This is a genomic window from Candidatus Kosakonia sp. 282A-S69 (assembly GCF_029433855.1).
Lineage (GTDB): Bacteria > Pseudomonadota > Gammaproteobacteria > Enterobacterales > Enterobacteriaceae > Kosakonia > Kosakonia cowanii_A.
Genome location: NZ_JAROAU010000003.1, coordinates 986,719 through 1,012,671, shown reverse-complemented (window position 1 = coordinate 1,012,671; position 25,953 = coordinate 986,719). Strand labels below are relative to the sequence as shown.

Annotated in this window: 22 protein-coding genes and 1 pseudogene; 6 read left to right on the top strand and 17 right to left on the bottom strand. The window is 56.0% G+C overall.

Features of this window, described 5'->3' with window-relative positions; all coding sequences use genetic code 11:
• Positions 1-13: 13 nt before the first annotated feature.
• Positions 14-928 (top strand): LysR family transcriptional regulator, encoded by a 915-nt coding sequence (locus tag PU683_RS10460; protein ID WP_277171404.1) that lies wholly within the window; start codon positions 14-16, stop codon positions 926-928.
• Positions 929-933: 5 nt separating this feature from the next.
• Here PU683_RS10460 and PU683_RS10455 read toward each other — a convergent pair whose 3' ends face one another.
• The 6 genes from PU683_RS10455 to dusC all read right to left on the bottom strand — a co-directional run bounded on the left by PU683_RS10455 (position 934) and on the right by dusC (position 8,687).
• Entirely contained in the window at positions 934-2,325 is a 1,392-nt protein-coding gene (locus tag PU683_RS10455; RefSeq protein WP_277171403.1) for a glycoside hydrolase family 1 protein, read from the bottom strand.
• 15 nt (positions 2,326-2,340) lie between these two features.
• Entirely contained in the window at positions 2,341-4,200 is a 1,860-nt protein-coding gene (bglF, locus tag PU683_RS10450; RefSeq protein WP_277171402.1) for a PTS beta-glucoside transporter subunit IIABC, read from the bottom strand.
• Between the two features lie 116 nt (positions 4,201-4,316).
• Positions 4,317-5,150 carry a transcriptional antiterminator BglG gene (gene bglG / locus PU683_RS10445; RefSeq protein WP_277174264.1) on the bottom strand — a complete coding sequence of 278 codons (834 nt, stop codon included), beginning with the start codon at positions 5,148-5,150 and terminating at the stop codon, positions 4,317-4,319.
• Between the two features lie 56 nt (positions 5,151-5,206).
• The gene (gene surE / locus PU683_RS10440) at positions 5,207-6,079 is read right to left on the bottom strand and encodes a 5'/3'-nucleotidase SurE (RefSeq protein ID WP_277171401.1); all 873 of its coding nucleotides are present in this window, start codon (positions 6,077-6,079) and stop codon (positions 5,207-5,209) included.
• A gap of 11 nt (positions 6,080-6,090) precedes the next feature.
• On the bottom strand, positions 6,091-7,419 hold the full coding sequence (locus PU683_RS10435; protein WP_277171400.1) for an OprD family outer membrane porin: 1,329 nt from the start codon (positions 7,417-7,419) through the stop codon (positions 6,091-6,093).
• Between the two features lie 302 nt (positions 7,420-7,721).
• Positions 7,722-8,687, bottom strand: a complete 966-nt coding sequence (gene dusC, locus PU683_RS10430; protein WP_277171399.1) for a tRNA dihydrouridine(16) synthase DusC — start codon at positions 8,685-8,687, stop codon at positions 7,722-7,724.
• Positions 8,688-8,917: 230 nt separating this feature from the next.
• On the opposite strand from dusC, the gene PU683_RS10425 reads away from it, so the two are divergent.
• From PU683_RS10425 to sanA, 4 genes are all read left to right on the top strand, one after another.
• Positions 8,918-9,316, top strand: a complete 399-nt coding sequence (locus PU683_RS10425; RefSeq protein ID WP_277171398.1) for a CidA/LrgA family protein — start codon at positions 8,918-8,920, stop codon at positions 9,314-9,316.
• Complete coding sequence (locus PU683_RS10420) at positions 9,313-10,008, top strand: CidB/LrgB family autolysis modulator (protein WP_277171397.1); 696 nt, start codon at positions 9,313-9,315, stop codon at positions 10,006-10,008. The genes PU683_RS10425 and PU683_RS10420 overlap by 4 nt, the downstream gene beginning before the upstream one ends.
• Positions 10,009-10,137: 129 nt before the next feature.
• Positions 10,138-11,019, top strand: a complete 882-nt coding sequence (gene cdd, locus PU683_RS10415) for a cytidine deaminase (protein WP_277171396.1) — start codon at positions 10,138-10,140, stop codon at positions 11,017-11,019.
• 123 nt (positions 11,020-11,142) lie between these two features.
• Entirely contained in the window at positions 11,143-11,856 is a 714-nt protein-coding gene (sanA, locus tag PU683_RS10410; RefSeq protein WP_023479806.1) for an outer membrane permeability protein SanA, read from the top strand.
• A gap of 9 nt (positions 11,857-11,865) precedes the next feature.
• On the opposite strand, the gene PU683_RS10405 is transcribed toward sanA, so the two are convergent.
• From PU683_RS10405 to PU683_RS10365, 9 genes and pseudogenes are all read right to left on the bottom strand, one after another.
• Complete coding sequence (locus PU683_RS10405) at positions 11,866-12,237, bottom strand: hypothetical protein (RefSeq protein ID WP_277171395.1); 372 nt, start codon at positions 12,235-12,237, stop codon at positions 11,866-11,868.
• 263 nt (positions 12,238-12,500) lie between these two features.
• Positions 12,501-12,737, bottom strand: a complete 237-nt coding sequence (locus PU683_RS10400) for a hypothetical protein (RefSeq protein ID WP_277171394.1) — start codon at positions 12,735-12,737, stop codon at positions 12,501-12,503.
• Between the two features lie 140 nt (positions 12,738-12,877).
• Entirely contained in the window at positions 12,878-13,888 is a 1,011-nt protein-coding gene (gene mglC, locus PU683_RS10395) for a galactose/methyl galactoside ABC transporter permease MglC (RefSeq protein ID WP_277171393.1), read from the bottom strand.
• Positions 13,889-13,903: 15 nt separating this feature from the next.
• Positions 13,904-15,424 carry a galactose/methyl galactoside ABC transporter ATP-binding protein MglA gene (gene mglA, locus PU683_RS10390; RefSeq protein ID WP_277171392.1) on the bottom strand — a complete coding sequence of 507 codons (1,521 nt, stop codon included), beginning with the start codon at positions 15,422-15,424 and terminating at the stop codon, positions 13,904-13,906.
• 84 nt (positions 15,425-15,508) lie between these two features.
• Positions 15,509-16,507 (bottom strand): galactose/glucose ABC transporter substrate-binding protein MglB, encoded by a 999-nt coding sequence (mglB, locus tag PU683_RS10385; RefSeq protein WP_277171391.1) that lies wholly within the window; start codon positions 16,505-16,507, stop codon positions 15,509-15,511.
• Between the two features lie 295 nt (positions 16,508-16,802).
• Complete coding sequence (gene galS, locus PU683_RS10380) at positions 16,803-17,828, bottom strand: HTH-type transcriptional regulator GalS (RefSeq protein ID WP_277171390.1); 1,026 nt, start codon at positions 17,826-17,828, stop codon at positions 16,803-16,805.
• Positions 17,829-17,983: 155 nt separating this feature from the next.
• Entirely contained in the window at positions 17,984-19,144 is a 1,161-nt protein-coding gene (yeiB, locus tag PU683_RS10375) for a DUF418 domain-containing protein YeiB (RefSeq protein WP_277171389.1), read from the bottom strand.
• Between the two features lie 17 nt (positions 19,145-19,161).
• A complete protein-coding gene (gene folE / locus PU683_RS10370; RefSeq protein WP_023479844.1) occupies positions 19,162-19,827 on the bottom strand; it encodes a GTP cyclohydrolase I FolE in 666 nt (221 codons plus the stop codon).
• Positions 19,828-19,931: 104 nt separating this feature from the next.
• Positions 19,932-21,081, bottom strand: a pseudogene (locus PU683_RS10365) (YbfB/YjiJ family MFS transporter).
• Positions 21,082-21,230: 149 nt separating this feature from the next.
• Between PU683_RS10365 and fghA the strand changes: the two are divergent.
• Entirely contained in the window at positions 21,231-22,067 is an 837-nt protein-coding gene (gene fghA / locus PU683_RS10360) for an S-formylglutathione hydrolase (RefSeq protein ID WP_277171387.1), read from the top strand.
• 35 nt (positions 22,068-22,102) lie between these two features.
• On the opposite strand, the gene cirA is transcribed toward fghA, so the two are convergent.
• Together cirA and PU683_RS10350 are read right to left on the bottom strand one after the other, a co-directional pair.
• A complete protein-coding gene (gene cirA / locus PU683_RS10355; protein WP_277171386.1) occupies positions 22,103-24,085 on the bottom strand; it encodes a catecholate siderophore receptor CirA in 1,983 nt (660 codons plus the stop codon).
• Between the two features lie 270 nt (positions 24,086-24,355).
• Positions 24,356-25,825: an amino acid permease gene (locus tag PU683_RS10350; protein WP_277171385.1), complete on the bottom strand. Its 1,470-nt coding sequence runs from the start codon at positions 25,823-25,825 to the stop codon at positions 24,356-24,358.
• Positions 25,826-25,953: the final 128 nt, after the last annotated feature.

The window sequence follows — 25,953 nt, the reverse complement described above, 5'->3', positions numbered from 1 at the left end:
GATTGGAGCAATAATGACTATCAAAGAGAATGATTTCCGCAAGATCGATCTGAACCTGCTGATCGCCTTTGCTGTGCTTTACCGAGAGCAGAGCGTCTCGGCGGCGGCGGATAAGCTGCATCTGGGTCAGCCGGCGGTAAGCGGCGTGCTGTCGCGGCTGCGTACGCTGTTTGACGATCCGCTATTTATCCGCAGCGGGCATAAGATGCAGCCCACCGCCCGCGCCAGCGAACTGCACAGTGAACTTCTGCCGCTGCTGGAGCAGTTGCAGAGCGCGCTGTTTCAACAGGCGGCGTTCGACGCGCAAACCGCGAAGGCGACGCTGACGCTGGGTATGGCGGACTGGGTAGAGATATGGCTGATGCCGAAGCTGATTCCGGCGCTGATGCAGCATGCGCCCGGCATCCGCCTGAATGTGGTGGCAAGCGATCCCTTCAGCGATGCCGCCAGGCTTGAGGGCGGCGAAATGGATATGGCGGTAAGCGTCGCCGTCGCCGGCCCGCGCTGGCTGGAGCGCGAAGTGCTGACCACCATGCCGTTTGCCACGCTCTGGCATCCGCAGCAGTTAGCGCTCAGCGCGCCGCTGGATATGGAGACCTTTGCCGCGCAGCGCCATTTGATGGTCAGTTATCGCGAAGCGAGCAGCAGCCATTTTGATACCCTGCTGGCAAAAAGCGGTTATCAACGGCAGATCCACTACACCACGCCCCACTTCGCCGCGCTGCCGGGTTTGCTGGAGACGATGCCCGCGCTGGCCACGGTGCCCGCCGGGCTGGCGGATGAGTGGCAGCGCACCCGTGGATTGATGCGCAGCCCGTTACCGCTCGACGCCGAGCCAATTGAAGTCGCCATACTCTGGCATCAGCGTCACAGCAGCGATCCGGCGGTGATGTGGCTGAAAAGCTTTATCGCTGCGCTTATCGTCTGACGCGTTTACTTCAGGCTCGCACCGTTGCTGGCGATCACATCGCGATACCAGAAGAAGCTCTTCTTGCGGCTGCGCGCCAGCGTGCCGCTGCCATCATCTTCGCGGTCAACGTAGATAAAACCGTAGCGCTTGGAGATTTCCGCTTTCGAGGCGCTCACCAGATCGATAGGTCCCCAGCTGGTATAACCCAGCATCTCGACGCCATCCTCAATCGCTTCTCGTACCTGGAGCAGATGATCGTTCATGTAGGCGATACGGTAATCATCATGAATGCTGCCGTCCGCTTCTACCTTATCCTTCGCGCCCAGCCCGTTCTCAACAATGAAGAGCGGCTTCTGCCAGCGATCCCACATCATATTCAGCAGCGTGCGCAGGCCAAGGGGATCGATCTGCCAGCCCCACTCTGAGCTGGGCAGGTGCGGGTTGGGCACCATGCTGAGAATATTGCCGCGCAGCTGCTCATTTAGCGCTTCATCGGCAGTGACGCAGCCGCTCATGTAGTAGCTGAAGGAGATGAAATCAACGGTAGTGCGCAGCGCCTCGCGGTCGGACTCGGTGATCTCAATCTCAATGCCGTTATCGCGGAGGTAGCGCAGCATATACCCGGGATAGGCACCGCGGCACTGGACGTCGCCAAAGAAGGCCCAGCTGCGGTTCTGCTGCAGCGTCTCAAACACATCTTCCGGTTTACAACTGAGTGGATACATCAACCCGCCGAGCAGCATATTGCCGATTTTGGCATCCGGGATAATCTCATGACACGCTTTGACCGCCAGCGCGCTCGCCACCAGCTGATGGTGAATCGCCTGGTATATTTCTGCTTTGCTACTGCTGTTGGGCAACCCGACGCCGGTCATCGGCGCATGGAGCGACATATTGATCTCATTGAAGGTGAGCCACAGCTTCACTTTCCGCTGATAGCGGGCAAACACCGTGCGGGCATAGTGTTCAAAGCAGCGTATTGTCTCGCGACTGCCCCAACCGCCGTAGCCTTTCACCAGCCCCCACGGCATTTCATAGTGAGATAAGGTCACCAGCGGCGTGATGCCGTGCTCCGCCAGCTCATCAAACAGAGCGTCATAAAAAGCCAGCCCCGCTTCATTCGGCGTACTCTCATCGCCGTTGGGGAAGATACGCGTCCAGGCAATGGAGACACGCAGGCAGTTAAAGCCCATTTCGGCAAACAGGGCGATATCTTGCGGATAACGGTGGTAAAAATCGATTGCCACATCCTTCAGCGCGCTGTCGCCCTCTTTACGCTCAATCAGTTCGCCAAACACGCCATTCGGCTGCATATCGGAGGTCGATGGGCCTTTTCCATCCTCCTGCCACGCACCTTCAACCTGATTGGCGGCAATGGCACCACCCCATAAAAATCCCGCTGGAAATGTTTTCATTTTCTGCTCCTTTAGTTAAATGGCTACTGCCAGCAGCGGCTTCCCTGCCTGAACAGAGGTGGACGCCACGTTATTTACGCTGGCAAAGTGCTCACTATTGCTGATGATAATTGGCGTCGCGAGATCGAAACCGGCCTCAAGGATCGCGGCGCGATCGAATTCAAGCAACAGATCGCCCGGCTGCACTCTGTCGCCCACGTTGACATGCGTGGTGAAGGGTTTGCCGTCCAGCTTGACGGTATCGATACCAACATGGATCAACATCTCTACTCCGCTATCGCTGAGCAATCCAATCGCATGTTTGGTTTCAAACAGCGAAGCGACCTCTCCGGCAAAAGGTGCGACGACCCGGCAGTCCACCGGAATAATCGCCACGCCATCCCCCAGCACACCGCTGGCGAAGGTGGCATCCGTCACCTGATCGAGCGCCAGTACGCTGCCGCTCATCGGTGCCAGCAGCGTCATTCCATCAGCCTCCGGTTTTTGCGCGGGTGGCGCGACGGTTGCGGCCGCTTTCGGCAGACCGGCAATAGTGGTCAGCAGTAACGCGAGCATAAACGACGCCGCGCTGCCCACAATGCCGCCCCACAGGGTGGCGTCGATGCCGCCGGGCGGGATCATCTGTGCGAAGGAGAAGACGTTCGCCATCCCGAAGGAGTAGGTGTGCGTACCGCTAAAACCGACAATCGCCCCGCCAAGCGAGCCGCCCAGGCAACCAAAAATAAACGGACGGCGCAGCGGCAGGGTTAAGCCATAGACCGCCGGCTCAGTAATGCCGAAGATCCCCGCCGCCACGGCTGAACCCGCCAGCGTTTTTTGCTGTTTGTCGCGGCTGCGCAGAAAAATACCCAGCGTGGCCCCCACCTGTCCAAGCACCGCAGGCAGCAGGATCGGCAGCATTGAATCCTGGCCGAAAACGGCCATGTTGTTGATCATCAGCGGCACCAGGCCCCAGTGCAGACCAAATATCACGCACACCTGCCACAGTGCGCCCATCGCGCCGCCCGCCAGCCAGGGAGAGAGGGTATAAATTGCCTGATAGCCGTTGGCCAGCCCCTGGCTTAGCCAGGTAGCGACCGGGCCGATAATCAGAAAGGTGAGCGGTACGGTGACAGCAATGCAAAGCACCGGCGAGAAGAAGTTTTTCACTGCGGCGTGCAAAAAGCGATTGCCCTGCTTTTCAAGCCAGCAGCTGACCCAGGAGGCGAGAATAATCGGGATCACCGAGCCGCTGTAATTGAGAAAGGTGACCGGAATACCAAGAAAGGTTTCGCTCACCGCCCCACTCACCTGCGCAGCGTCAAAGGCGGCGATCATAAGCGGATGAGTCAACGCCCCGCCAATCGCCATGGTGATAAAGGGGTTGCCGCCAAATTTTTTCCCGGCGGTATAACCCAGCACCAGTGGGAAGAAGAAGAAGAGCGCATCGCTGGCGGCGAACCAGATTTTATAGGTGCCGCTCTCGGGCGTTAGCCAGTTGCATACCACCGCCAGCGCCAGAATCCCTTTCAGAATTCCGGAGGCGGCCAGTATGCCGATAAAGGGGGTGAAGATGCCGGAAATGATGTCGATCAGACGGCTAAAGAGTGAGCTTTTTTCATCGCTTGCGATGACCGGCGTATCCTCTGTTATCCCGCCCGCCTCGCATACCGCCAGCCAGACGTCGTGCACGTGGTTACCGATCACCACCTGAAACTGTCCACCGCTCTCGACCACCATGATGATCCCGGGCTCTTTTTTTAGCCCGTCGGCATCGGCCTTCTGCATCTCTTTGAGTTTAAAGCGTAACCGCGTAGCGCAATGCACCACGCTGCTGATGTTCTCCTTGCCGCCAACGTGGCTGAGAATGACGTTCGCCAGCGTTTGATAATCCATGCTTGTATCCTTACCTCTTGTGTCTGAGTAAAAAAAAACCTGAGCCACGCCACCTTACGGTGACGGGCTCAGGTTTTGCCTGCATATGCAAATGCAGTAACAACCCATAGGTGCAGCTAGCGCTGCTCTTTTCTCACGCGCTCGATATGGAGCGCGAGAAACATAGTCTCTTCGGTGGTCAGCCGCCGCTGATAGGTCGTGGCCAGGTGAAGCGCCACTTTCTCAGCGCATTTCCACGCCAGCGGATAGTTATCTTTAACCGCCTGGTGGAGACTGAGATCGTCGTCATCCACCACCGTGCTGTTCAGCATGCGCTGCGAGAAGAACTTCAGATGGGTAACAAAGCGCTGATAGCTCAGCCCCTCTTCGTCATACTCCAGCTTTAACTGATACTGCACGATATGCAGGATCTCCTGCATCACACGGGTGATGTGCATCACCTCAGGCATAGGGCTGTTTAACTGTGCCGTCACCAGATGAAGCGCAATAAAACCCGCTTCATCTTCCGGCAGCATCACGCCAAGCCGCCTGTCGATAATCGCGCGCGCCTCATGCCCCAGCGCGAACTCTTTCGGGTAGAGGCGCTTAATCTCCCACAGCAACCCGTTGCGGATAAGTAGCCCTTTCTTCTGCCGCTCAATGGCGAAGTAGCAGTGATCGGTGAGCGTGATGTAGAGGCTCTCCTGCAGCTTCCCCAGCCGTTCGCTGGCCAGCGCGATAATGCGATCGCAGGTGGTCATCACCTCCAGCGGGATCTGATTGAGCAGCTCCCCCAGGCGGCGCACCAGATCGTCGCTTTGCAGCGCGAAGACCTTCTCAACAGCGCCTTCATCAAGCCGATCGCCGGGACGCTTCTGAAACGCGATGCCGCGCCCCATCACCACCTGCTCATGCTGCTGCTCGTCCAGCACCACTGCGACGTTATTATTTAATATTTTGGCGATACGCATTCCGCCCGGCGGAACCCGACCGGAAGAGAGACCTGCCTCGCCGATGTGTGAAACCATCAGCGGAACAGCGCCTGATACTGGGCTTCATACTGCGGCGCATTCCACTGACCATCAAACACCGTCAGTGTGATATAGCCTTTATTAAGCCAGCCGGTATCAGTGTCGGCGTCGTTCATCATCATTATCTTTTCACTCATCACCTGCTGCGCCCGGCCATCTTTCAGCAACACGTAGCTGCGCTGCGGTTCCGGGAAGGCCTCATTGCCAATAAATTTCTCACCCTTCACCGCGCTTTTCGCCAGCGGAGGATAGTTGATGCTCAAACCGGATCCGGCAGGCAGTAGCGGCTGGCCGGGCTGGCGTTTTGCCTGCAGTTTATCGACCAGCGAGACCACATAATCGACCGAGTCCGGCCAGTATTTGTGCGTGCTGGGCCAGCCCGCTTTCTGCTCTTCTGCCGTCAGCAGATAGCCGATACTGGCGGCAATTGCCGGGTAGCCGTAGCGCACGGCGCGCGCCGCTGCGCCAACGGTGCCGGAGTTGAGCTGCGCAACGCCGGTGTTCGGGCCGTCGTTCACGCCGGAGATGACCAGATCCGGCGGATTCTCTTTCAGAATGCCGAGCAGGCCAAAATCGACCGCATCCGCAGGCGTACCGGGGAAGCAGTAGCGTTTTTCCGCTACCTGCTTCACATCGAAGATTTTGTTGGGTTTGAAGGTAATCGCCGAGCCAATGCCGCTCTGATTAGTGGCAGGTGCCACCATCCAGACATCAAAGCCTTTAGCGGCCAGTTTTTCCTGTAAAGAGAGAGTGCCGATGGAGTCGCAGCCGTCGTCGTTGACCAGTAATATGCGCGTTGCGCGTTCTGCCGCCTGTGCGCCGGTAGAGGCGAGCGCGGTGAGCAAAAGTGCCAGTAACGTTTTATTCACGGTGAAGCTCCTTATTGATTATGCAGACCAAATTTGTATTCCATGGTGATGCCGCCGCCGATGCCATGGGAGCGGTGGAAACCGCGCTTGTCATCCTTAAGCCAGGGTTGGCCTTTGACCTGTTTCCAGCTATAGCCCGGACCAAAACCGGCGAAGAGTGATAATCCGGGAATGGCATTCGGCGTCCATGCGATAAAACCGCCATATTCCCACTGTGTTAATTCGACGCCCTGATATTTCGCCCCAAAACCATAATTAGCAAAAATACCTGTCGTCAATTCCGGGGAGAGAACATATTTCCCGTACCAATAAATCATCTGCTCATTATCATTGACGTAATCATTACCTTCGCCATCCGCCGGGCTGTTAAATGCGCCGCGGGTGTTTTTACCCATATGCCAATAAAAATAACCCAGACCATTCTCTAACGGCGCTTTGGTTTTAGACCAGGCGACGCCCGATTCAAAAGCATGATATTGATAGCCAACCAGCGCGAAAATATGCTGCGCGCTGTGGGTAAACCCTCGCGCCCCTTCCCACTCTGCCAGCCCGCGATTGTAATACCAGGCACTGCGAAATAATAGCGACGCTTTCCCGTCCAGCGGCAATGCGAATTGTGCTTCGACGCCCTGACGTAAAAGATAATTATCGCTTTCGCCTGCTACCCAGCTCACCCGTGTACTTTTATCAGGACTCCAGCTTATATCACCGGTAACAATATGATCGATGGACTTATTACTTTTTAAGGTATAAAAACGGCGTTTTTCCGGCTCATCGCGTTCTGAAAAGCGGTTGACCCAGGCGGCGCGGGCAACAAAATCGCCCCAGCCGCTCTCAAGGCTCACCCCCTGCCAGGAGCTTGGCGCTGCCCGGCTACGCGTGACGCTGAGCGTGCCGAACTTATAAAGCTGCTTCCAGCCCGCATAGAGCCTGGCATACGCTTGCTCATCCTCCCACTTGAGCCTGGCGTAAAGCTGGCCAACTTTATTGAACCCCTCCGCATGACCATTGCTGTCTCGCAGCAGATCGCGCCCGGCAAAGTCCTTATTGGCGTAGAGCTTGACCACGCTATACCAGGAGGCATTAATACCGATAACATCCCGGTACCAACCGCTCTGATAATCCAGCAGCGCGCCCTGTGCCCACGCATTCTGGTCACCAATACCCGCTTCTGAGAGCTGGTTATTGGTATTAATCATCCAGACATTTTTAAGCGTGACATCAAACTGACTATTTTCAATAAAACCCTGGGTGTTGGGCAGTTCGCTATTGGCAAAAGCGCAAGTACCGCTAATACCTGACAGGAACGCCAAAGGTAAGGCGAATTTAATATGTGCCATTTCTATTCCGTTTTTATATTGCTGGCCGCAACTGCCGCGTTAAAAATAGTGCTAACGCGTAAGGCTCAGGCAATTCCTTATAGTTATTTGCTTTACAGCTTTTATTTATGCTCACCACCAAAACAAAAAAACCCAAACCCGAAATTCACGCGCGGTGAATTTTGATGGTTTAGGTTTTGCCTGTTTAACAGTAACAACCCTGAGATGGTGTGGGTAAATAATTACCATCTCAACTGGAAATAATCTACGAGCAATTTAAGAAAGAGAGTGAAAGTGTGACTCAGATAACGCTACGTAACGCGTCAATTACTGCGTAGCGTTGCATGATTCTCTATTTCGGCGCGGGCAATAGCCGCCGCAATATCCTGCGAGGTTTTGTAAGTGCGGATTTCGGCAAACAGTTCGCCGGCTTCGGTGTACTCTTTACGCAGGTAGCCCAGCCACTGTTTGATACGCGCGACGTGATACAGACCGGTATCGCCCTGCTTCTCAAGCCGGGTATATTTTGCCAGCAGCGCAACCACCTCAGGCCAGGGCATACGCGGCTCGTTATACTTCACCACCCGGCTGAGGTTTGGCACATTGAGCGCGCCGCGGCCAATCATCACCGCATCGCAGCCGGTCGCCGCCATACAGGCCTGCGCGCTTTGCCAGTCCCAGATTTCACCGTTGGCGATAACCGGAATTGAGAGGCGCTGGCGGATCTCACCGATCGCCTGCCAGTTAATGCGCTCGGCTTTGTAGCCATCCTCTTTCGTTCGTCCATGCACCGTCAGCTCGCTGGCACCCGCCTGCTGTACCGCATCGGCAATTTCAAACTGGCGGGCGGAGTTCTCCCAGCCAAGACGGATTTTCACCGTGACCGGCAGATGCGACGGCACCGCTTCACGCATCGCTTTCGCACCGCGATAAATCAGCTCCGGATCTTTGAGTAACGTTGCCCCGCCGCCGCTGCCATTGACCAGTTTTGACGGGCAGCCGCAGTTGAGATCGACCCCCCATGAGCCAAGCTCAACCGCGCGGGCGGCATTTTCCGCCAGCCACTGCGGATATTGACCCAGTAGCTGAATGCGCACTAACGTACCAGAGGAGGTGCGGCTCTGGCGCTGCAGTTCAGGGCAGATTTTATGAAAGGATTTTACCGGCAGCAGCTGATCGACCACGCGCAGAAACTCGGTGATGCAGAGATCATAATCATTGACGTCAGTCAGCAGCTCGCGCACCAGAGAATCGAGCACGCCCTCCATTGGAGCCAGTAATACACGCATAAATCACCCCGAAAAAATGAGGCGACATAGTAGCCGCTCTCCGGTGGCGAGGAAAGTGCGATTATCATCAAGCTCTGAAGGCGTTGCGCCCCTTTTTTCACCGCCAGACCGGTTTGAACCCATAATCTAACCAAATGGAATGTCTGGTATGCTCAAAATTCATGATGTGATCGGTAGCACGTTTTTAGCTTTAATTGTATGATGAATGCGTTTCAGCAAGGATTTCCACCATGAATAAAACACTGATAACTATCTGGCAGTACCTGCGAGCCTTCGCACTCATCTATGCCTGTTTATATGCCGGTATTTTTGTCGCTTCGCTGCTGCCGATCGCCATTCCCGGTAGCATTATTGGCATGCTGATTATGTTTATCCTGCTGGCGCTGCAGATCCTGCCAGCAAAGTGGGTCAATCCCGGCTGTTTTCTGCTTATTCGCTATATGGCGCTGCTGTTCGTGCCTATCGGCGTCGGCGTTATGCAGTACTACGACGTGCTGCGCGCGCAGTTCGGCCCGATTGTGGTCTCCTGCGCGGTGAGTACGCTGGTGGTCTTTTTGGTGGTGAGCTGGAGTACCCATCTGGTACACGGCGAGCGTAAAGTGGCCGGTCGTGAGGAAACAAAAGAGTGATGGCCTATATCTGGTGGTCCCTGCCGTTAACGCTGGCGGTCTTTTTCGCCGCCCGCAAACTGGCCGCGCGCTTCAAGCTGGCGCTGCTTAACCCTCTGCTGGTAGCCATGGTGGTGATCATCCCGCTGCTGCTGCTGACCAACACCCCCTACGATCACTACTTTCAGGGCAGCAAAGTGCTCAACGATCTGCTGCAACCTGCGGTAGTGGCGCTGGCGTTTCCTCTTTATGAACAACTGCACCAGATCCGCGCGCGCTGGAAATCGATTATTACCATCTGTTTTATCGGCAGCCTGGTAGCGATGATCAGCGGGACGCTTATCGCTCTGCTGATGGGAGCCACACCGGAAATTGCCGCCTCAATATTACCGAAATCCGTTACCACGCCGATTGCGATGGCGGTGGGCGGCAGCATTGGCGGCATACCGGCTATCAGCGCGGTGTGCGTGATTTTTGTCGGTGTGCTTGGCGCAGTGTTCGGGCACACCTTGTTGAACCTGATGCGCATCAGGACCAAATCGGCGCGCGGGCTGGCGATGGGCACCGCTTCGCACGCTCTGGGTACGGCGCGCTGCGCGGAGCTTGATTACCAGGAGGGGGCTTTCAGTTCGCTGGCGCTGGTGATTTGCGGGATCATCACCTCGCTGGTTGCACCGTTCCTCTTTCCGCTTCTGATCGCCTTGTGGGGCTAAAATTTGCGATGTGTCGCGCAATTTTTTAATGCGTTTCATTCGTTGCACAAATAGTGTGACCATAGTCACATATAAAAGCGAGACAGGCCCGTACACTGTGTTTCCATTACACTGCTAAGAGGCATGGCTATGCATTCTCGTTTTCACACTGCTTTTTCCGGTCTGCCGGGCGAACTTCAGACCGCGCTGGCGCCTCTGCTGGCGGATGAACACTTCCCCGCGATGCTGAGTGCTGAGCAGGTGGCAACGTTGCAAAGCGCGACACAGCTTGATGTCGATGCGCTGGCTTTTGCGCTGCTGCCTCTCGCAGCCGCCTGCGCCCGCACCGATCTCTCCCATTTCAATGTTGGCGCGATTGCCCGTGGCGTCAGCGGCAACTGGTATTTCGGCGCTAATATGGAGTTTATCGGTGCCACCATGCAGCAGACGGTGCACGCTGAGCAGAGTGCCATCAGCCACGCCTGGCTGCGCGGTGAGAGCGCACTTGAATCGGTCACCGTTAACTACACGCCGTGCGGCCACTGCCGACAGTTTATGAATGAACTCAACAGCGGGCTTGCGCTGCGCATTAATCTGCCGGGGCGCGCGCCGCATACGCTGGGTGATTACCTGCCGGATGCGTTTGGGCCGAAGGATCTGCAGATTAAAACCCTGCTGATGGACGAACAGGATCACGGTTTCTCCCCGCGCGGCGATGCCCTGACCCAGGCCGCCATCGCGGCAGCCAGCCAGAGCCACTCCCCTTATACCCACTCGCCTTCCGGCGTTGCCCTGCTCTGTCGCGACGGGCAGATCTTCTGTGGGCGTTATGCGGAGAACGCGGCGTTTAACCCGACGCTGCCCCCGCTGCAGGGCGCGCTTAATCTGCTCAGCCTGAGCGGTTTCGACTATCCGGACATTACGCGCGCCGTGCTGGCGGAACGCGCTGACGCGCCGTTAACGCAGTGGGATGCCACGGTTGCAACATTACGTGCGTTAGGTTGCGAAACGGTTGAGCGCGTCACGCTATGATGCGTATCACTGCGCTTAAGGCGGCAGTGATGAAAAACAGTGCGATTGAGCTGCCGTTTCTTGCGCTTGCGGTGTGGGTAAAGTAGCCTGAGTGCAATTTCAATCCCTTACCGAGCCAGCTTCATGTTAAAGCGTGTTTTTTACAGCCTGATAGTCCTGATTGGTCTGCTGGTGTTAACCGCGCTGGGTCTCGATCGCTGGATGAGCTGGAAAACCGCCCCCTATATCTACGACGACCTGCAGGATCTTCCCTGGCGCCAGGTCGGCGTCGTGCTTGGCACCGCAAAATATTACCGCACCGGCGTGATCAACCAATATTACCGCTACCGCATTCAGGGTGCCCTTAATGCCTATAACAGCGGCAAGGTGAACTACCTGCTGTTGAGCGGCGATAACGCCCAGCAGAGCTATAACGAGCCGGTGACCATGCGTAAAGATCTCATCGCTGGCGGCGTTGATCCTGCGGATATCGTGCTTGATTATGCCGGGTTCCGCACGCTGGACTCGATTGTCCGCACGCGCAAAGTGTTCGACACCAACGACTTTATTATCATCACCCAGCGCTTCCATTGCGAACGCGCGCTCTTTATCGCCCGCCACCTGGGCATTCAGGCACAGTGTTACGCCGTACCGTCGCCGAAAGATATGTGGAGCGTGCGGGCGCGTGAATTTGGCGCCCGGCTCGGCACCATCGCAGATCTCTATCTGTTTAAACGGGAACCCCGCTTCCTTGGGCCTCTGGTGCCGATCCCTGCCATGCATGAAGTGCCGGAAGATGCTCAGGGCTACCCGGCAGTCACGGCCGAGCAGTTAATTGATATGCAGAAAAAGAGATAACAGAGCGGATTAATTGAATGGCACCGTACGGCCACTGCTTTTGACCGGGCGAATAAGCGTAAAGTCACGGGCGATAAAGCCCTGATGGTCGATCACCGCAGGCGCGCTTTTATCCACCATCCATGTGCCGTTAAGGGCGTTAAACTGCATCACCTTCTCCCCTTCCGGCGTCTCCACCAGATAGTCACCGGTTTTCAGATACCCTGCACTACAGGTGATCCGAGCCGGCGGGTTGTTGGCCATTTTGTACTCGATCTTGCGAAACCCGGTTTGCACCGAACAGAAGTAGAAAAAAGGGAGCGAGGTGACGGTGAGATCGCCGGGTGCAGCAATCACTTCGCCATCACGAAGCAGTTCAACATTTTTTAAAACGAAGTTCACCTGACTGGTTTTTTCATATGGTGCGTGGTCAATTCTAAAAAAAACAAAATTCATAAGCGCCCCTTGAGCTGCCATCACAACTCTCAAAGATTGTCCTTTAAGCCTATGTAGCCGCTGCGATGAAGGCCTTCAGAATCCCCTTAAATTTGATCGGTTCTTCAATAAGATGCGCGCAGGACGGGATGTTAAAAGCAACGACAAGGCACACGACGATGCAGCGGAAGCTGCATGACACGTGCCTTTGCGCAGGTAAGGGGAAAATCTCAGGCGACTTTTTCGTGCTCGATCTCATGCTCTGTCAGGCTGCGTTGCAGATCGTAGATCAGGCTGCGCACCATATCGGGGGTTAAGCTGAAAAACTGCGAGTCAAAAGTCGATGCACCCGGGCCGTACGGCGAAGTGCTGTAACCAAACTTCACAACGATGCTCTGCTGCTTGTCTACCGCGCCAACTTGCCATCCAGTGACGGGGAATGCCGGAAAAGCCAATTCACTCTTCATCCTAATCTCCTTATAAATGTTGGGACTACATAAAGCGTAGCAGCGGCGCGGGATTTCACCATCTCAGATAGATGAAGTTTTTTAATAACAGCGCAATAAAAAAGCCCGCACAGGGCGGGCTTACGGGCAGAGCTGAAGGGTTACTTCTTGCGCGCGTATTTCAGGGAGTCCAGCGCCACGGCGAAGATGATGATCCCGCCCTTAATGATGTACTGCCAGTAGGGGTTGATGCCGATATAGGTCAGACCGTAGTTGATAACGGTAAAGATGATCACACCGGTCACTACGCCCAGCACGGTTCCCACACCGCCGCTGAAGGAGACGCCACCTACCACGCACGCAGCAATCGCGTCGAGCTCATACATAAAGCCGAGGTTGTTGGTCGCCGAGCCGATACGGCCTGCTTCCAGCAGCCCGCCGAAGGCATAGAAGACGCCGGAGAGAGCATAGATCACCAGCAGGTTCAGCGCGACGTTCACGCCGGAGACCTTTGCTGCTTCCGGGTTGCCGCCGATTGCGAAAATGTTCTTACCGAAGCGGGTCTTGTTCCACAGCACCCAGACAAACGCCACGGCGATCAGCGCATAGAAGGTGATGTAGGAGAGGCGGAAGCTGCCAAGGGCAATAAAGCCCTGCGTAAAGGTGGAGAAGCCGCTGTCAAAGCCGGAGATCGGCGACGCGCCAACAAAGTCGTAGTAGAGGGAGTTGATACCGTAAACGATAATCATCGTACCCAGGGTGGTGATAAATGGCGTCACATTCAGGTAAGCAATGATGAGGCCGTTAATCAGGCCGATAATCGCGCCAATAGCACAGACGATCAGCACCACCACGATAATCGGCATGGTTGCCATCTCCGGGAACACCTTGTTGGCGTTCTCCATCGATTGCAGCAGCGTTGCCGCTACCACCGCCGCCAGCCCGACCTGACGGCCGGCAGAGAGGTCGGTGCCCTGGGTCACAATCAGACCCGCCACGCCCAGCGCGATAATAATACGCACCGACGACTGAGTCAGAATATTACTTAAGTTCAGCAGGCTTAAGAAGGTCGGGTCCTGGAAAATAATAATCGCCAGCAACACTAAAAGAACGACGTAGATACCGCCATCTTTCAGATAAGTGAGAAAAGTCTTTTTATTTAACGCACTCATGAGGAGCCCCTGATCTTAAAGGTGCAAAGACGCAAGACGGAGAATTTCGTTTTGCGTTGTCGTTTTAGTATCAACAATCCCAGCGACGAGGCCATTGCTCATTACCAGAATACGGTCAGTGATGCCTAACAACTCAGGCATTTCAGAGGAGATAATAATGATCCCCTTCTCTCTTTTCGCCAGCTCAGCAATAAGCTGATAAATTTCAAACTTCGCACCTACGTCAATACCGCGCGTCGGTTCATCAAGCATCAAAATTTCCGGCTGGGTTAATAACCAGCGTCCAATAATGACTTTCTGCTGATTACCACCGGAAAGCGAACCAATCTGCGTACGGTGTCCAGGGGTTTTAACCCGCATCGAGTCAATCACCCACTGGGTATCGCTCTTCATGCGGCTGTTATCCAGCAAGCCCACTTTGTTTCGGTAGTTCTGAATATTGGAGATTAATGAGTTAAATCCAATATCCAGATACGCATAGATACCTGTCGAGCGGCGCTCTTCGGTGACCAGGGCAAAGCCGTTATTAATGGCTTCGTTGGCAGTATGGTTATTAATCGCCTTACCGTGCAGCTTAATGGTGCCGCCCGATTTCTCGCGAATACCAAACAGCGTTTCCACAATATCGGTACGTTTCGCCCCCACCAGCCCGGCAATACCGAGAATTTCGCCCTTGCGGAGATCAAAGCTCACATCACGGATTGAGGGCTGACGCAGGGAGGTGAGATTACGCACCTCCAGGATGGTTTCGCCCGGCGTATTGTGCTTGTCCGGGAAGCGCTGGTTCAGGGAGCGACCGACCATCATGGCGATGATCTTATCCATATCCAGCCCTTCCAGCGGCTGGGTGGCGATCCACTGACCGTCGCGCAGAACGGTAATTTCGTCACACAGCTGGAATATCTCTTCCATTTTGTGCGAGATATAAACAATACCGCAGCCACGCTCTTTCAGCTTGCGGATAATTTTAAACAGATGGTTGACCTCTTTTTCGGTCAGCGATGACGTTGGCTCATCCATAATGACGATTTTGGCGTCATAGGAGAATGCTTTCGCAATTTCGATCATCTGCATCTGGGAAACGGATAATGTTCCGACGCGCGCGCGGGGATCGATATCAATATCCAGCTCATCAAAGATGGCTTTTGTATCCTGGTACATCTTATCCTGATCGACAAACACGCCTTTGGTCGGGTAACGCCCGAGCCACATGTTATCCATCACCGAACGCTGTAATACCAGGTTTAACTCCTGGTGCACCATCGAAATACCGTTTTCCAGCGCCTCTTTGGCGGAGTGGAAATCGATCTCTTTACCCTGAAATAGAATGCTGCCGGAATCTTTTTGGTAGATCCCAAAAAGGCATTTTAATAATGTCGATTTACCCGCACCGTTTTCACCCATTAATGCATGAATGGAGTGAGGACGAACTTTTAAATTGACATTATCGAGCGCCTTTACGCCGGGAAAGGACTTGTTGATATTGCTCATTTCCAACAAGAATTCACCGGACGACTGAGTATTATTGCTGACCATAATTCTACCTTGTTGGCCTGGCATATCATTTTTATAAAAGGGCGTATTGAACAATACGCCCAGTGAGAACGGTCAAACTAAATCTTATTTACCGGTAATTTCCGCCAGGTTGTCTTTATCAACGCCGACGTAAGGAATACGGACAATCTTGTTCTCGATTTTCCAGGTGGTGCCATCTGCCGCGCCTTTGCCATCAGCAAGGTTTTTCGCCAGATCGAAGGTCGCTTTCGCCTGGTTGTTGGCATCGTTCAGCACGGTACCGGCCATCGCACCCGATTTCACCAGCGCCAGCGCTTCTGGCAGTGCATCGACGCCAAATACCGGAATGGCGGATTTGTTATGCGCTTTCAGCGCTTCAACCGCACCCATTGCCATCGCATCGTTGTTGGCGATCACCACTTCGATTTTGTTGGCGTTCGGACCGGAGAGCCACGCGTCCATCTTATCTTTCGCCTGAGCGGTGTCCCACATAGCGGTGTCTAAAGCCAGCTGCTGGGTTTTGATACCTTTGTCGTTCAGCTCTTTCACCACGTAAGTGGTACGCGCTTCAGCATCCGGGTGGCCCGGCTCGCCCTTCAGCAGCACGAACTGAATCTGACCATCTTTGTTCAGATCCCAGCCCGGATTGGCCGCCCAGTGTTTGGCAATCAGGTCGCCCTGAATCACGCCGGACTCTTTGGAGTCGGTGCCGACATAGTAAGCTTTGTCATAGCTATCCAGCGCTTTGCGGGAAGGCTCTTTGTTGAAGAAGACGATAGGCACATTCTGGCCGCGCGCTTTCTCAATCACTGTGCCCGCCGCAGCCGGGTCAACCAGGTTGATGGCCAGGGCTTTAACCCCTTTTGCCAGCAGGACGTCGATCTGATCATTCTGTTTGGATTGGTCGTTCTGGGAGTCGTTCATCAGCAGCTGAACATCCGGCGCCGCTTTACCGTCTTTCTCAATCGCCTTACGCACAACGGACATGAAGTTGTCGTCATATTTATAGATGGTCACACCAATACGGGTATCCGCTGCGTGTGCGGCTGCGCCAAACAGCATGCTTGCCATGACAGCAGACAGAGTCAACACCTTCTTATTCATGGTATCTCCGGTTTTATTATATGCAGGGTAGTGCTTGTGAATAATGCTCGGCGGGTCAGTATGTTAAGAAGAGGTTACTGACACCCGACGTCCACGCTAAAAAAATTCAATCGTCCGTGTTCGGTAACGCTCCAGAAGATCGCTTTATCCGATGCTTTTACGTGAACGTTTCATTAAAAATGAATACTCACCGTTACATCGTGTTTCAGCTTCCAAAACGCTGACATCATAGTCAGCGCCTTGTTAAGATACTGTGAATTTACTCACAGATTGAAAACGGTTACATCACGACGCATTACAAGTTAGTGATCGGTGCCACACTTTGTCGCAACGCGACTGAATGGCGGCGCACCAGTGTCGGCATAAAGCAGTGTGCCGCCTGTGGATCGAGCTTGCCCGCCGCCCCCTGTAGCGCCAGTTCCGTTGCCAGCCGCGCCATTGATGCCACCGGGTAGCGCACGGTGGTTAATTGCGGATCGGTGTAACGGGCAATCGGAATATCATCAAAGCCAATGAGCGAGAGATGCTGTGGCACGGCAATGCCGTTGTCTTTAAGCGCCGTTAGCGCGCCGGCTGCCATGCTGTCGTTGTAGGCGAATACGGCGGTTAATTGCAGGTTGCGTCCCAGCAGTTCGACCATCGCCGCCTCCCCGCCCTGCATATCCGGTGAACCGGTGCCAACCCAGCTGTCCGGCGCGGCAATGCCCTGCTCTTCCAGCGCACGGAACCAGCCTTCGCGGCGTAAATCGTTATCTTCAATCTGGTGGCTGGAGGCCAGATAGCCGATGCGTTGATGACCATTGTTCAGCAGCATCCGCGTCGCCATTACCGCCCCGCTGACGTTATCAAGACAGACGCAGCGATGGGCATAGCCGGGCACTACGCGGTTGATCAGCACCATGCCGGGGATCTGCTCCATAAAGCCCGTCAGCTCTTCGTCGCTCAGCGCTTTTGAGTGCACAATCAACGCGTTACAGCGTTGACGTATCAGCACCTCAATGGCGTGGCGCTCCTTTTCCGCTTCATGGTAGCTGTTGCCAATCAGCACATATTTTTGATGTTCCTGCGCGACGGTATCTACCGCTTTGACCAGCGCGCCGAAGAAGGCGTCGGAGACGTCCATCACAATCACGCCGATGGTGTCGCTCACCTGCGTCGCCAGCGCCTGGGCGTTGGCATTCGGGCGATAACCCAGCTGAGCGACCGCCTGCATCACGGTTTCCCGCGTCTCCTGGCTGACCAGTGCGCTATTGTTGAGTACGCGGGAAACCGTCGCGACGGAGACGTTCGCATGACGGGCAACGTCACGAATGGTGATCATTTTTTCCCACCTTGTCTGAATGGCGGCACGTCACAGGTACCCCCTGGGTAAAGTAAGGAGGCTATTCTGGCAGTCGCGGTGGCTTTACTGCGTGAGAGGCATCACATCAATGGAAACGGTTACATCGCATTTGTTAACGATTGTGATCCAGATCGTTATCTGCTTGTAGGTGGTAATGCGCTGCCCGCCGCACGGGCGGTGAGTTGTCGCCACAGCCACTCAAGCGGCCCCTGACGGAAACGCCTGAGCCAGAGCACGGAGAAGAGGAGATTAACCGCCCAGACGGCGGGAACGATCGCCAGCAGCTGCAGGCGATCAAAGCGCATGAAGAGATTGAGGTGGTTAAACAGCGTGGTGCAGATCAGCGTCTGTAACAGGTAGTTGCTGAGCGCCATGCGCCCGACGCAGGCGATAGCGCTTACCAGTTTGCTGGCGCAGATCTGCGGCCAGAAGCCCCACGCCAGCGCCGCATAACCGATGGCCTGCACCGGCGCGCTCAGCTCGCGCGGCGCCTGCAAAAAGAAGGCGCACCAGCGGTAAGACCAGCCCAGCTGCCACTGCGCGATGATGGCCGGAATATTAATAGCCATTCCCGTGATCACCAGCAGCGCACCAACGCGACGGTAGTGGCGCAGCGGGAATTGTCCTCTCATCCAGCCGCTGCGCATCAGCGCGGCACCAATCAACATCAGCCCGGCCAGCTGCCAGCCATACTGCACGCCGAGCGCCAGCAAGGCGTTTGAGAGGAGATCGCTGCGGTTGCTTAGCCCCTCCGTCAGCGTGCCGCTGGTACGCCACCAGGCTTCATACTGCACATTAGCGGCATCGGGTAGCCAGGCGTTGTTCGGCGTAGTACCAGAGATCGCGCCCAGCAGCAGCAATACGACAATACCGATGAGATAGAGCATCACGCCGGTATGAAACATCGCTTTCACGCTCTGCGCATCGCGAATCATTCGCCAGCCGATAAGCCCCACCAGACCATAAGCCAGCAGAATATCGCCTTCCCAGAAGAAGAGTGCGTGAATGAAACCGAGCAGCACCAGCAGCGTCAGACGCGACTGGATCCAGCGCTTACCGCGCGGCAGCAGCATCTGCAACCCGGCACCAAAGAGAATGGCGAACAGCGAGAGAAATTTTACCTGCGCGACAAGGTCGAGCAGCGCCCAGGTCCAGGCATCATGCAGGGTGATGTCGCCATACCAGGCGGGATTAAGATAGGCCGCCTTCGGCAGACCAAAGGCGGTGATATTGAGCAGCAGAATGCCGAGAATGGCGAGGCCACGGATAAAATCGAGCGTGACGCTCCTTCCCATATCAGCGGCTCCCGCAATCAGTTAGTGTGGCGAACGGCGCGCAGGAACTCCTGGCGGGTGTTCTGGCTCGACTTAAACAGGCCACCGAGCGAGGTGGTGGTGGTGGCGCTGGTGGCATCGCGAATGCCGCGCGCTTTCACACAATAATGGACCGCATCAATCGATACCGCGACATTGTTGGTGCCAAGCAGTGTCTGCAGCGCGGTGAGGATCTGCTGGGTCAGACGCTCCTGAACCTGCGGGCGCTGGGCGAAGAACTGCACAATGCGGTTAATTTTCGACAGGCCAATCACCGACTCTTTCGGGATATAGGCCACGGTTGCTTTGCCGTCGATAGTGACAAAGTGGTGTTCGCAGGTGCTGGTGAGCGTAATATCGCGCACGGTCACCATCTCATCGACCTTCATCTTATTTTCAATGACGGTGATTTTCGGGAAATTCGCGTAATCGAGGCCGGAGAAGATCTCATCGACATACATTTTGGCGATGCGATGCGGCGTTTCCATCAGGCTGTCATCATTCAGATCGAGATTGAGCAGCTGCATAATCTCGGTCATATGGCCGGCGATAAGGCGTTTACGGGTTTCATTATCCATTTGCACCGGGGGGCGCAGCGGGGTTTCCAGACCACGGGCTACCAGCGCCTCGTGCACCAGCGCCGCTTCTTTACTGAGTGATGACATATTTTCTTCTTCTCCTGCAGGTATGGCGTGCTTCGCGTGTTGCGGCGAAGTGAGGCAACATTGTGCGTGAGGTCGCGCACATAATCCAGCCCCGCCGGGGATAATTATTGAAATCGCCGCTGCCTTTCAGGCGCGGCGTTTCCATACCAGAACACCACCAATCACCAGCGCAACCGCCGCGATGCCGAGCGCCGGCTCAAGGCGTCCGGTAAGCCAGGTCGAGAGCGCAGAGGTCATCGGGCCGACCAGCTGCCCGAGCGCATACCCGGTGGTGAGCAGACCCGCCATATAGCGGGCGTGATAGGGTGCCAGCTCGCGACCATAGAGCAGCGAAAGCTGCACCGCGCAGAGAAAACCGCCGCCGACCAGCACCGCGCCGCACACCAGCCCGCTAATTCCCGGCAGAAGCCAGGCCGCCAGCACGCCCGCGCCCTGCAACCAGAGCACTATCGCCAGCCGCTGATGGCTCTGCCCGCAGTGGCGCAGCAAAATACTCAGAGCAATCCCGATCACCGCCGCGAAGCCAAAAACCGGCCAGACAAACTGGGCAAACAGGCTATTGGGAAAGCGCAGCGCCGCCATCTGCGACAAAAAGGTAGCGGGCAGGATATAGCCAAACCCTGCCAGGCTGTAGCTCCAGACCAGCCGTTTCAGGTTGGTTGTCAGGTGCAGAGGCTGCGTCTTAATCTCCGGGCGGTGCCACTCGCCGGGCTTCGGTAAGTAGCGGGCAATCAGCGCCACCAGCAGCAGCGCCAGCACGCCGTAAACGTGCCAGGCTGACGCGGCGCTTAAGCCTTTGGCCTGAATCGCCACCGCCAGCAACCCGCTTAACGCAATGCCCGCGCCCGGCCCGGCAAACACCGCCGCGCTGAGCCCCGGTTTCCCGGCGTGGGCCAGCCGCTCATTGCTCCAGGCGGCAATCAGCACCATTCCCCAGCCGCTCATCGCGCCGATGATGAGCCGAATCGCGCCATGCAGCAGCGCGTTGTCCGCCAGTGCAGAGAGGAAAGTGAGCAGCACCGCGCCGCCAATGCCAAGCCACAGGCGCACTTCAATATGCCGCTTCGCGCGCATCGCATCCCAGGCACCGAGCAGATAGCCAAGGTAGTTAATGGCCGCCACCAGCCCGGCGCTGGTGAGAGTGAGCTGGTCGTCACGGATCATTAACGGCACCTGTGGTGTAAAGGCAAAGCGACCAATTCCCATCACCACCACCAGCACGATAAAACCGCACAGCGCGACGCGTAGCGCCATCTCCGCCCCCAAATGTTAATGTAAAGTTATGTTTATGATGCAGTATGTTGCGCAAGTGCGGAAGTGAAAGTTACTCACAGCGGTGTGAATTATCTGTATTATGCAGGGTTATCACTCTGTTTATCTCTGTGAAACCTGAGGAGCCCCGCATGGAATTGCTCGAAGAGCATCGCTGTTTTGAAGGCTGGCAGCAGCGCTGGCGTCACGACTCCAGCGTCCTGAACTGCGCCATGACGTTCAGCATCTTTTTACCGCCGCAGCGTAGCGATGCGCGCCCGCCGGTGCTTTACTGGCTCTCCGGCCTGACCTGCAATGATGAGAATTTCACCACCAAAGCCGGCGCCCAGCGCGTAGCCTCTGAATTGGGCATTGTGCTGGTCATGCCGGACACCAGCCCGCGCGGTGATGAGGTTGCCGACGCCGACAGTTACGATCTGGGTAAAGGGGCTGGCTTCTATCTCAATGCCACCCAGCAGCCGTGGGCCAGGCACTACCGGATGTTTGATTATCTGCGCGACGAGCTCCCTGCTCTGATCCAGAGCGAGTTTAACGTCAGCAGCCAGGCGGCGATCAGCGGTCACTCAATGGGCGGCCACGGTGCGCTGATCATGGCGCTGAAAAATCCGGGCCGTTACGTTAGCGTCTCCGCCTTTGCACCGATTGTGAATCCCCTGCAGGTGCCGTGGGGACAGAAAGCCTTTAACGCCTATTTAGGTGAGGACGCCAGCCAGTGGCGCGAGTGGGACAGCTGCGCACTGATGCTGGAAAGCGGCGAAGGTGACGCCATTCCGACCCTTATCGATCAGGGGGACAGCGACCAGTTCCTCGCCGATCAGCTACAGCCGGCGCGGCTGGCAGAAGTGGCGCGGCAGAAAAGCTGGCCGCTGACCCTGCGCATTCAGCCAGGGTACGATCACAGCTACTTCTTTATCGCCTCGTTTATTGAAGATCATCTGCGCTTCCATGCGCAGCACCTCTTCCGCTAAGCATCATCCCGGCGTTTTCACGCCGGGATCTCTCATCAGAAGCGGTAATCTACCGCCGCAAAGTAGCGACGCCCATCTTCGTTAAAGCTGTAGTCATCGCGGCTGAGATCTTTATCGCCGAGGTTAAGCACGCCCGCGCGCAGTTTGACGTTTTTCGTCGCCTGCCATGCGCCGCCCGCATTCCAGATAACATACCCGCCCGGCGTTGCCCCCTGCGATACCGAGCGCTTTTCGCCGCTGTAATTCGCCGACAGATAGAAGGACCACGCGTCGTTAGCCTGCCAGTCCAGCGTGCCGTTTGCCGTGTGGAATGGCAGATCCTGCAACGGCTTATTACCTCCGCCACTCAGATTCCGTCCATCGTTATAGGTGTAGTTAAGCGTCAGTTTCCATGCCTCATTGAACGGAATTTTCACCTCCGTCTCGACGCCCTGAATCCGCGCTTTATCGACGTTGTAGTAGCGGAACACCGGTACCCGCGCCCCACGGGCGTTACGCTCAAAGCCGACAAAGTTAGGGTAACCCGGTGCGTCGGTCAGGCTGGGGGTGCGGGTAATATTGATCATATCGTCGATATTGTTCTGGAACGCGGTGACGCTCCCCTGCACGCCCTCAAGCCAGCCCTCTTCGCCGCTGTAGTAGAGCCCCAGCTCGAAGCTTTCGCTGGTTTCCGGTTTCAGCTCCGGGCTGCCGACAATCCGGCAGCCGCCGCGGCAGGAGTTAGTCGCCCAGTCGGGGCTTAGCTGCAGCAGCGACGGCGCTTTAAAGGCCGTTGCCCAGCCCCCTTTCACTGTTAGGGTATCGGTGGCGCTCCATACCAGATAGGCGCGCGGGCTCCAGTGATCGCCATAGATTTCATGATCATCCATGCGAATACCGGTAGTCAGCGCCAGCGGTTCGACAATCCGCCACTCATCTTCGATAAACAGCGCGTACTGGCTGGAGGAGGTTTTACTGCTGTTACCGCCGGTCAGGTTAATGGGATCGCTGAGTTTGTCATGACGCCATTCACCGCCCAGCGTCACTAACTGATTGATCTCACCCAGCGGCAGCACCACTTTGCCATCCACAGTGTTGCTTTCAGAACGGATGGCACTGGCGTTGCCCGGGTTTTTGTTATCAATCTTCTCGCCATAAAAACGCAGCTCGCTATTAGCCATGCCCCAGCGCCCGTTATGTGCCAGCGAGTAGTTCTGGCGGTCGAGGCGGTTTTTATTCAGCGAGTCGGAGTTACGATCCTGGCGGTCATAACCGTAGCCGGCGGTAAAGTCGTGATCTTTTGTTGGCGTCCAGGCAAGCTCAATATTGCCATCGCGGCTGGTAAAGCCCTCAATGCGCGGCGACTCACCGCTGGCGGCGGTTTGCGAGGCCTGCTGCCGATCTTTTTCGCGCTTAGACACGCCACCAAAGGCCTTCAGCCCGAGCACGCCGTCAATCAGTGGCCCGCTGGTGTAGAACTGGCCATTTTGCGTATCGCCGCGATCGCGGTGCTGCTGGATGGTGGTATCCGCTGTGATTGAGCCGCTCCAGTGCTGGCCGATTTTTTTGGTGATGATATTCACCACGCCGCCGAGAGCGTCGGAGCCATACAGCGAGGACATCGGGCCGCGCACCACTTCGATGCGCTCAATCGCCTCAACCGGCACCCAGTTGAGGTCAAAATCGTTGTGGCGGAAGACGGCATTGCGCGAGTTGACGCGTTTGCCATCAATCAGGATCAGGGTATAGCTGCTGTCCAGCCCGCGCAGGCTGACGCCTTTACGGTTATCCCCTTCATTGGTGAGCTGTACGCCGGGCACCTCTTTCAGCACATCTTTCAGGTTTTGCACCGGCCTGCGCTGTAAATCCTGCTGCGTGATGACACTGATGCTGGCAGGCGCATCTTTCAGGTTCTGCTCGCTGGCCGAGGCGGTCACCACCAGCGTTTCACCCTCCCCTGCGGCGGCCATCACCGGCAGCGCCAGCGTTAACGCGGACGCACAGAGGCCTCCCCGCATAATGGGATTCAAGGTAAACATTCCGTAACTCCATGAGGTCTGAAAAAGATTGAAAAATTTGCTCACGCATTGCAAATCCGCGCCCCGTTGCATTGACGGCGGCGTTATAGATTATGGAAACATCAGGCGCATCAACCCCGCCGGGTTCCCTTTTTTTTCAGACGCTTACCTTAATGTAAACGAGAATGATTATCAATTTGGTAAAATTAAAGTTATGTAAAGGAGGACAGGCAACAGGCAGGAGAAAGAGATAAAAAAACGCCCTCTGAGCAGAGGGCGTGAAGCAGGCAATTATTTGGTAAAGCGTTCCGGGAACTCCATCTCGCTGTAGCGCACAAAGCGCGTGCCTTTGCTGAACTTGTAGCCCAACCAGATCACCAGGAAGAGCGGAATGCCGATATAGGTCGCCGTCACCGCGCCCCAGTCGATGGTCTCCTCGAGGAAGGCCTGATAGTTCTGCCCAAGGGTAATAATCAGGCAGAGCACAAAGGCGAAGATCGGCCCCATCGGGAAGAAACCGGAGCGGTACGGCAGGTTATCCAGCGAGTGCCCCTGCGCAACGTAACCGCGGCGGAAGCGATAGTGGCTGATGGCAATGCCCAGCCAGGCGATAAAGCCGGTCATGCCGGAGGTGTTGAGCAGCCACAGGTAGACGGTCTGGTTACCAAACATGGAGGTAAGGAAGCAGAGACCGGCAATCACCGTTGTGGCATACAGCGCGTTGCGCGGCACGCCGCCTTTTGACAGTCTGGCGAAGATGCGTGGCGCTTTACCGTCACACGCCAGCGTGTAGAGCATACGGGTGGAGGCATACATGCCCGAGTTGCCCGCCGACAGCACCGCCGTCAGGATCACCGCGTTCATCACCGCCGCCGCTGAGAGCAGGCCAGCATGTTCAAACACCAGCGTAAACGGGCTGACGCTGATATCTTTCACGTCGTTACGCAGCAGGCTTGGATCGGTATAAGGGATAATCAGGCTGATAATCAGGATCGCGAAGACATAGAAGAGCAGGATTCGCCAGAACACCTGACGCACCGCGCGCGGAATGTTCTTCTCAGGGTCTTCCGACTCGCCGGCCGCGATACCGATAAGCTCGGTGCCCTGGAAGGAGAAGCCGACAATCATCGCTACGCCTATCATCGCGGAGAACCCGCCGGCAAACGGCGCGTCGCCGAGGCTCCAGTTGCTCCAGCCCGCCGGTTTTTCGCCCTGGAAAATGCCGACAATCATCATCACGCCGACGATGATAAAGATAATCACGGTGGTCACTTTGATCAGCGAAAACCAATACTCCGCTTCGCCAAAGCCTTTTACCGAGATGTAGTTAAGCAGGAAGATCACCGCGAGGAAGAGCGCGCTCCAGATCCAGCCCGGCGTATCCGGGAACCACCAGGTCATCACCAGTTGGGAAGCAACCAGGTCAACGGCGATGGTTACCGCCCAGTTGTACCAGTAGTTCCAGCCGAGGGCGAAGCCGAAGCCCTCTTCCACATATTTCTGCCCATAGGTCGAAAAGGAGCCGGAAACCGGCATAAAGGCGGCCAGCTCGCCAAGGCTGGTCATCAGGAAATAGACCATCAGGCCAATCAGGATATAGGAGAGCAGCGCGCCGCCCGGCCCCGCTGAGGAGATGGTCGCCCCCGAGGCGACAAACAGACCGGTCCCGATGGAGCCGCCAATGGCGATCATCGTCAGATGACGCGCTTTCAGTGCACGACGAAGCGTGGTCGCTTCTGTGGTTTTTGATTCGGAAACCATAAGAAAAAGCTATCCATCCAAAAAATGAGGCGCGATTGTAGCAGACGAAACGCGGCCCTTCCGGTGGAAAAGGTCTCTTATTAGAGACCTTCATGATAGGCCGCGAATTATAAGTAAAGCAGTGAATG

Coding starts and splice junctions, on each gene's coding strand:
- fghA (WP_277171387.1), top strand. CDS start 21,231: ATGGAATTGCTCGAAGAGCATCGCTGTTTTGAAGGCTGGCAGCAGCGC.
- mglC (WP_277171393.1), bottom strand. CDS start 13,888: ATGAGTGCGTTAAATAAAAAGACTTTTCTCACTTATCTGAAAGATGGC.
- galS (WP_277171390.1), bottom strand. CDS start 17,828: ATGATCACCATTCGTGACGTTGCCCGTCATGCGAACGTCTCCGTCGCG.
- folE (WP_023479844.1), bottom strand. CDS start 19,827: ATGTCATCACTCAGTAAAGAAGCGGCGCTGGTGCACGAGGCGCTGGTA.
- mglB (WP_277171391.1), bottom strand. CDS start 16,507: ATGAATAAGAAGGTGTTGACTCTGTCTGCTGTCATGGCAAGCATGCTG.
- PU683_RS10455 (WP_277171403.1), bottom strand. CDS start 2,325: ATGAAAACATTTCCAGCGGGATTTTTATGGGGTGGTGCCATTGCCGCC.
- cirA (WP_277171386.1), bottom strand. CDS start 24,085: ATGTTTACCTTGAATCCCATTATGCGGGGAGGCCTCTGTGCGTCCGCG.
- cdd (WP_277171396.1), top strand. CDS start 10,138: ATGCATTCTCGTTTTCACACTGCTTTTTCCGGTCTGCCGGGCGAACTT.
- dusC (WP_277171399.1), bottom strand. CDS start 8,687: ATGCGTGTATTACTGGCTCCAATGGAGGGCGTGCTCGATTCTCTGGTG.
- bglG (WP_277174264.1), bottom strand. CDS start 5,150: ATGCGTATCGCCAAAATATTAAATAATAACGTCGCAGTGGTGCTGGAC.
- PU683_RS10350 (WP_277171385.1), bottom strand. CDS start 25,825: ATGGTTTCCGAATCAAAAACCACAGAAGCGACCACGCTTCGTCGTGCA.
- PU683_RS10425 (WP_277171398.1), top strand. CDS start 8,918: ATGAATAAAACACTGATAACTATCTGGCAGTACCTGCGAGCCTTCGCA.
- sanA (WP_023479806.1), top strand. CDS start 11,143: ATGTTAAAGCGTGTTTTTTACAGCCTGATAGTCCTGATTGGTCTGCTG.
- PU683_RS10460 (WP_277171404.1), top strand. CDS start 14: ATGACTATCAAAGAGAATGATTTCCGCAAGATCGATCTGAACCTGCTG.
- PU683_RS10400 (WP_277171394.1), bottom strand. CDS start 12,737: ATGAAGAGTGAATTGGCTTTTCCGGCATTCCCCGTCACTGGATGGCAA.
- PU683_RS10435 (WP_277171400.1), bottom strand. CDS start 7,419: ATGGCACATATTAAATTCGCCTTACCTTTGGCGTTCCTGTCAGGTATT.
- bglF (WP_277171402.1), bottom strand. CDS start 4,200: ATGGATTATCAAACGCTGGCGAACGTCATTCTCAGCCACGTTGGCGGC.
- yeiB (WP_277171389.1), bottom strand. CDS start 19,144: ATGGGAAGGAGCGTCACGCTCGATTTTATCCGTGGCCTCGCCATTCTC.
- mglA (WP_277171392.1), bottom strand. CDS start 15,424: ATGGTCAGCAATAATACTCAGTCGTCCGGTGAATTCTTGTTGGAAATG.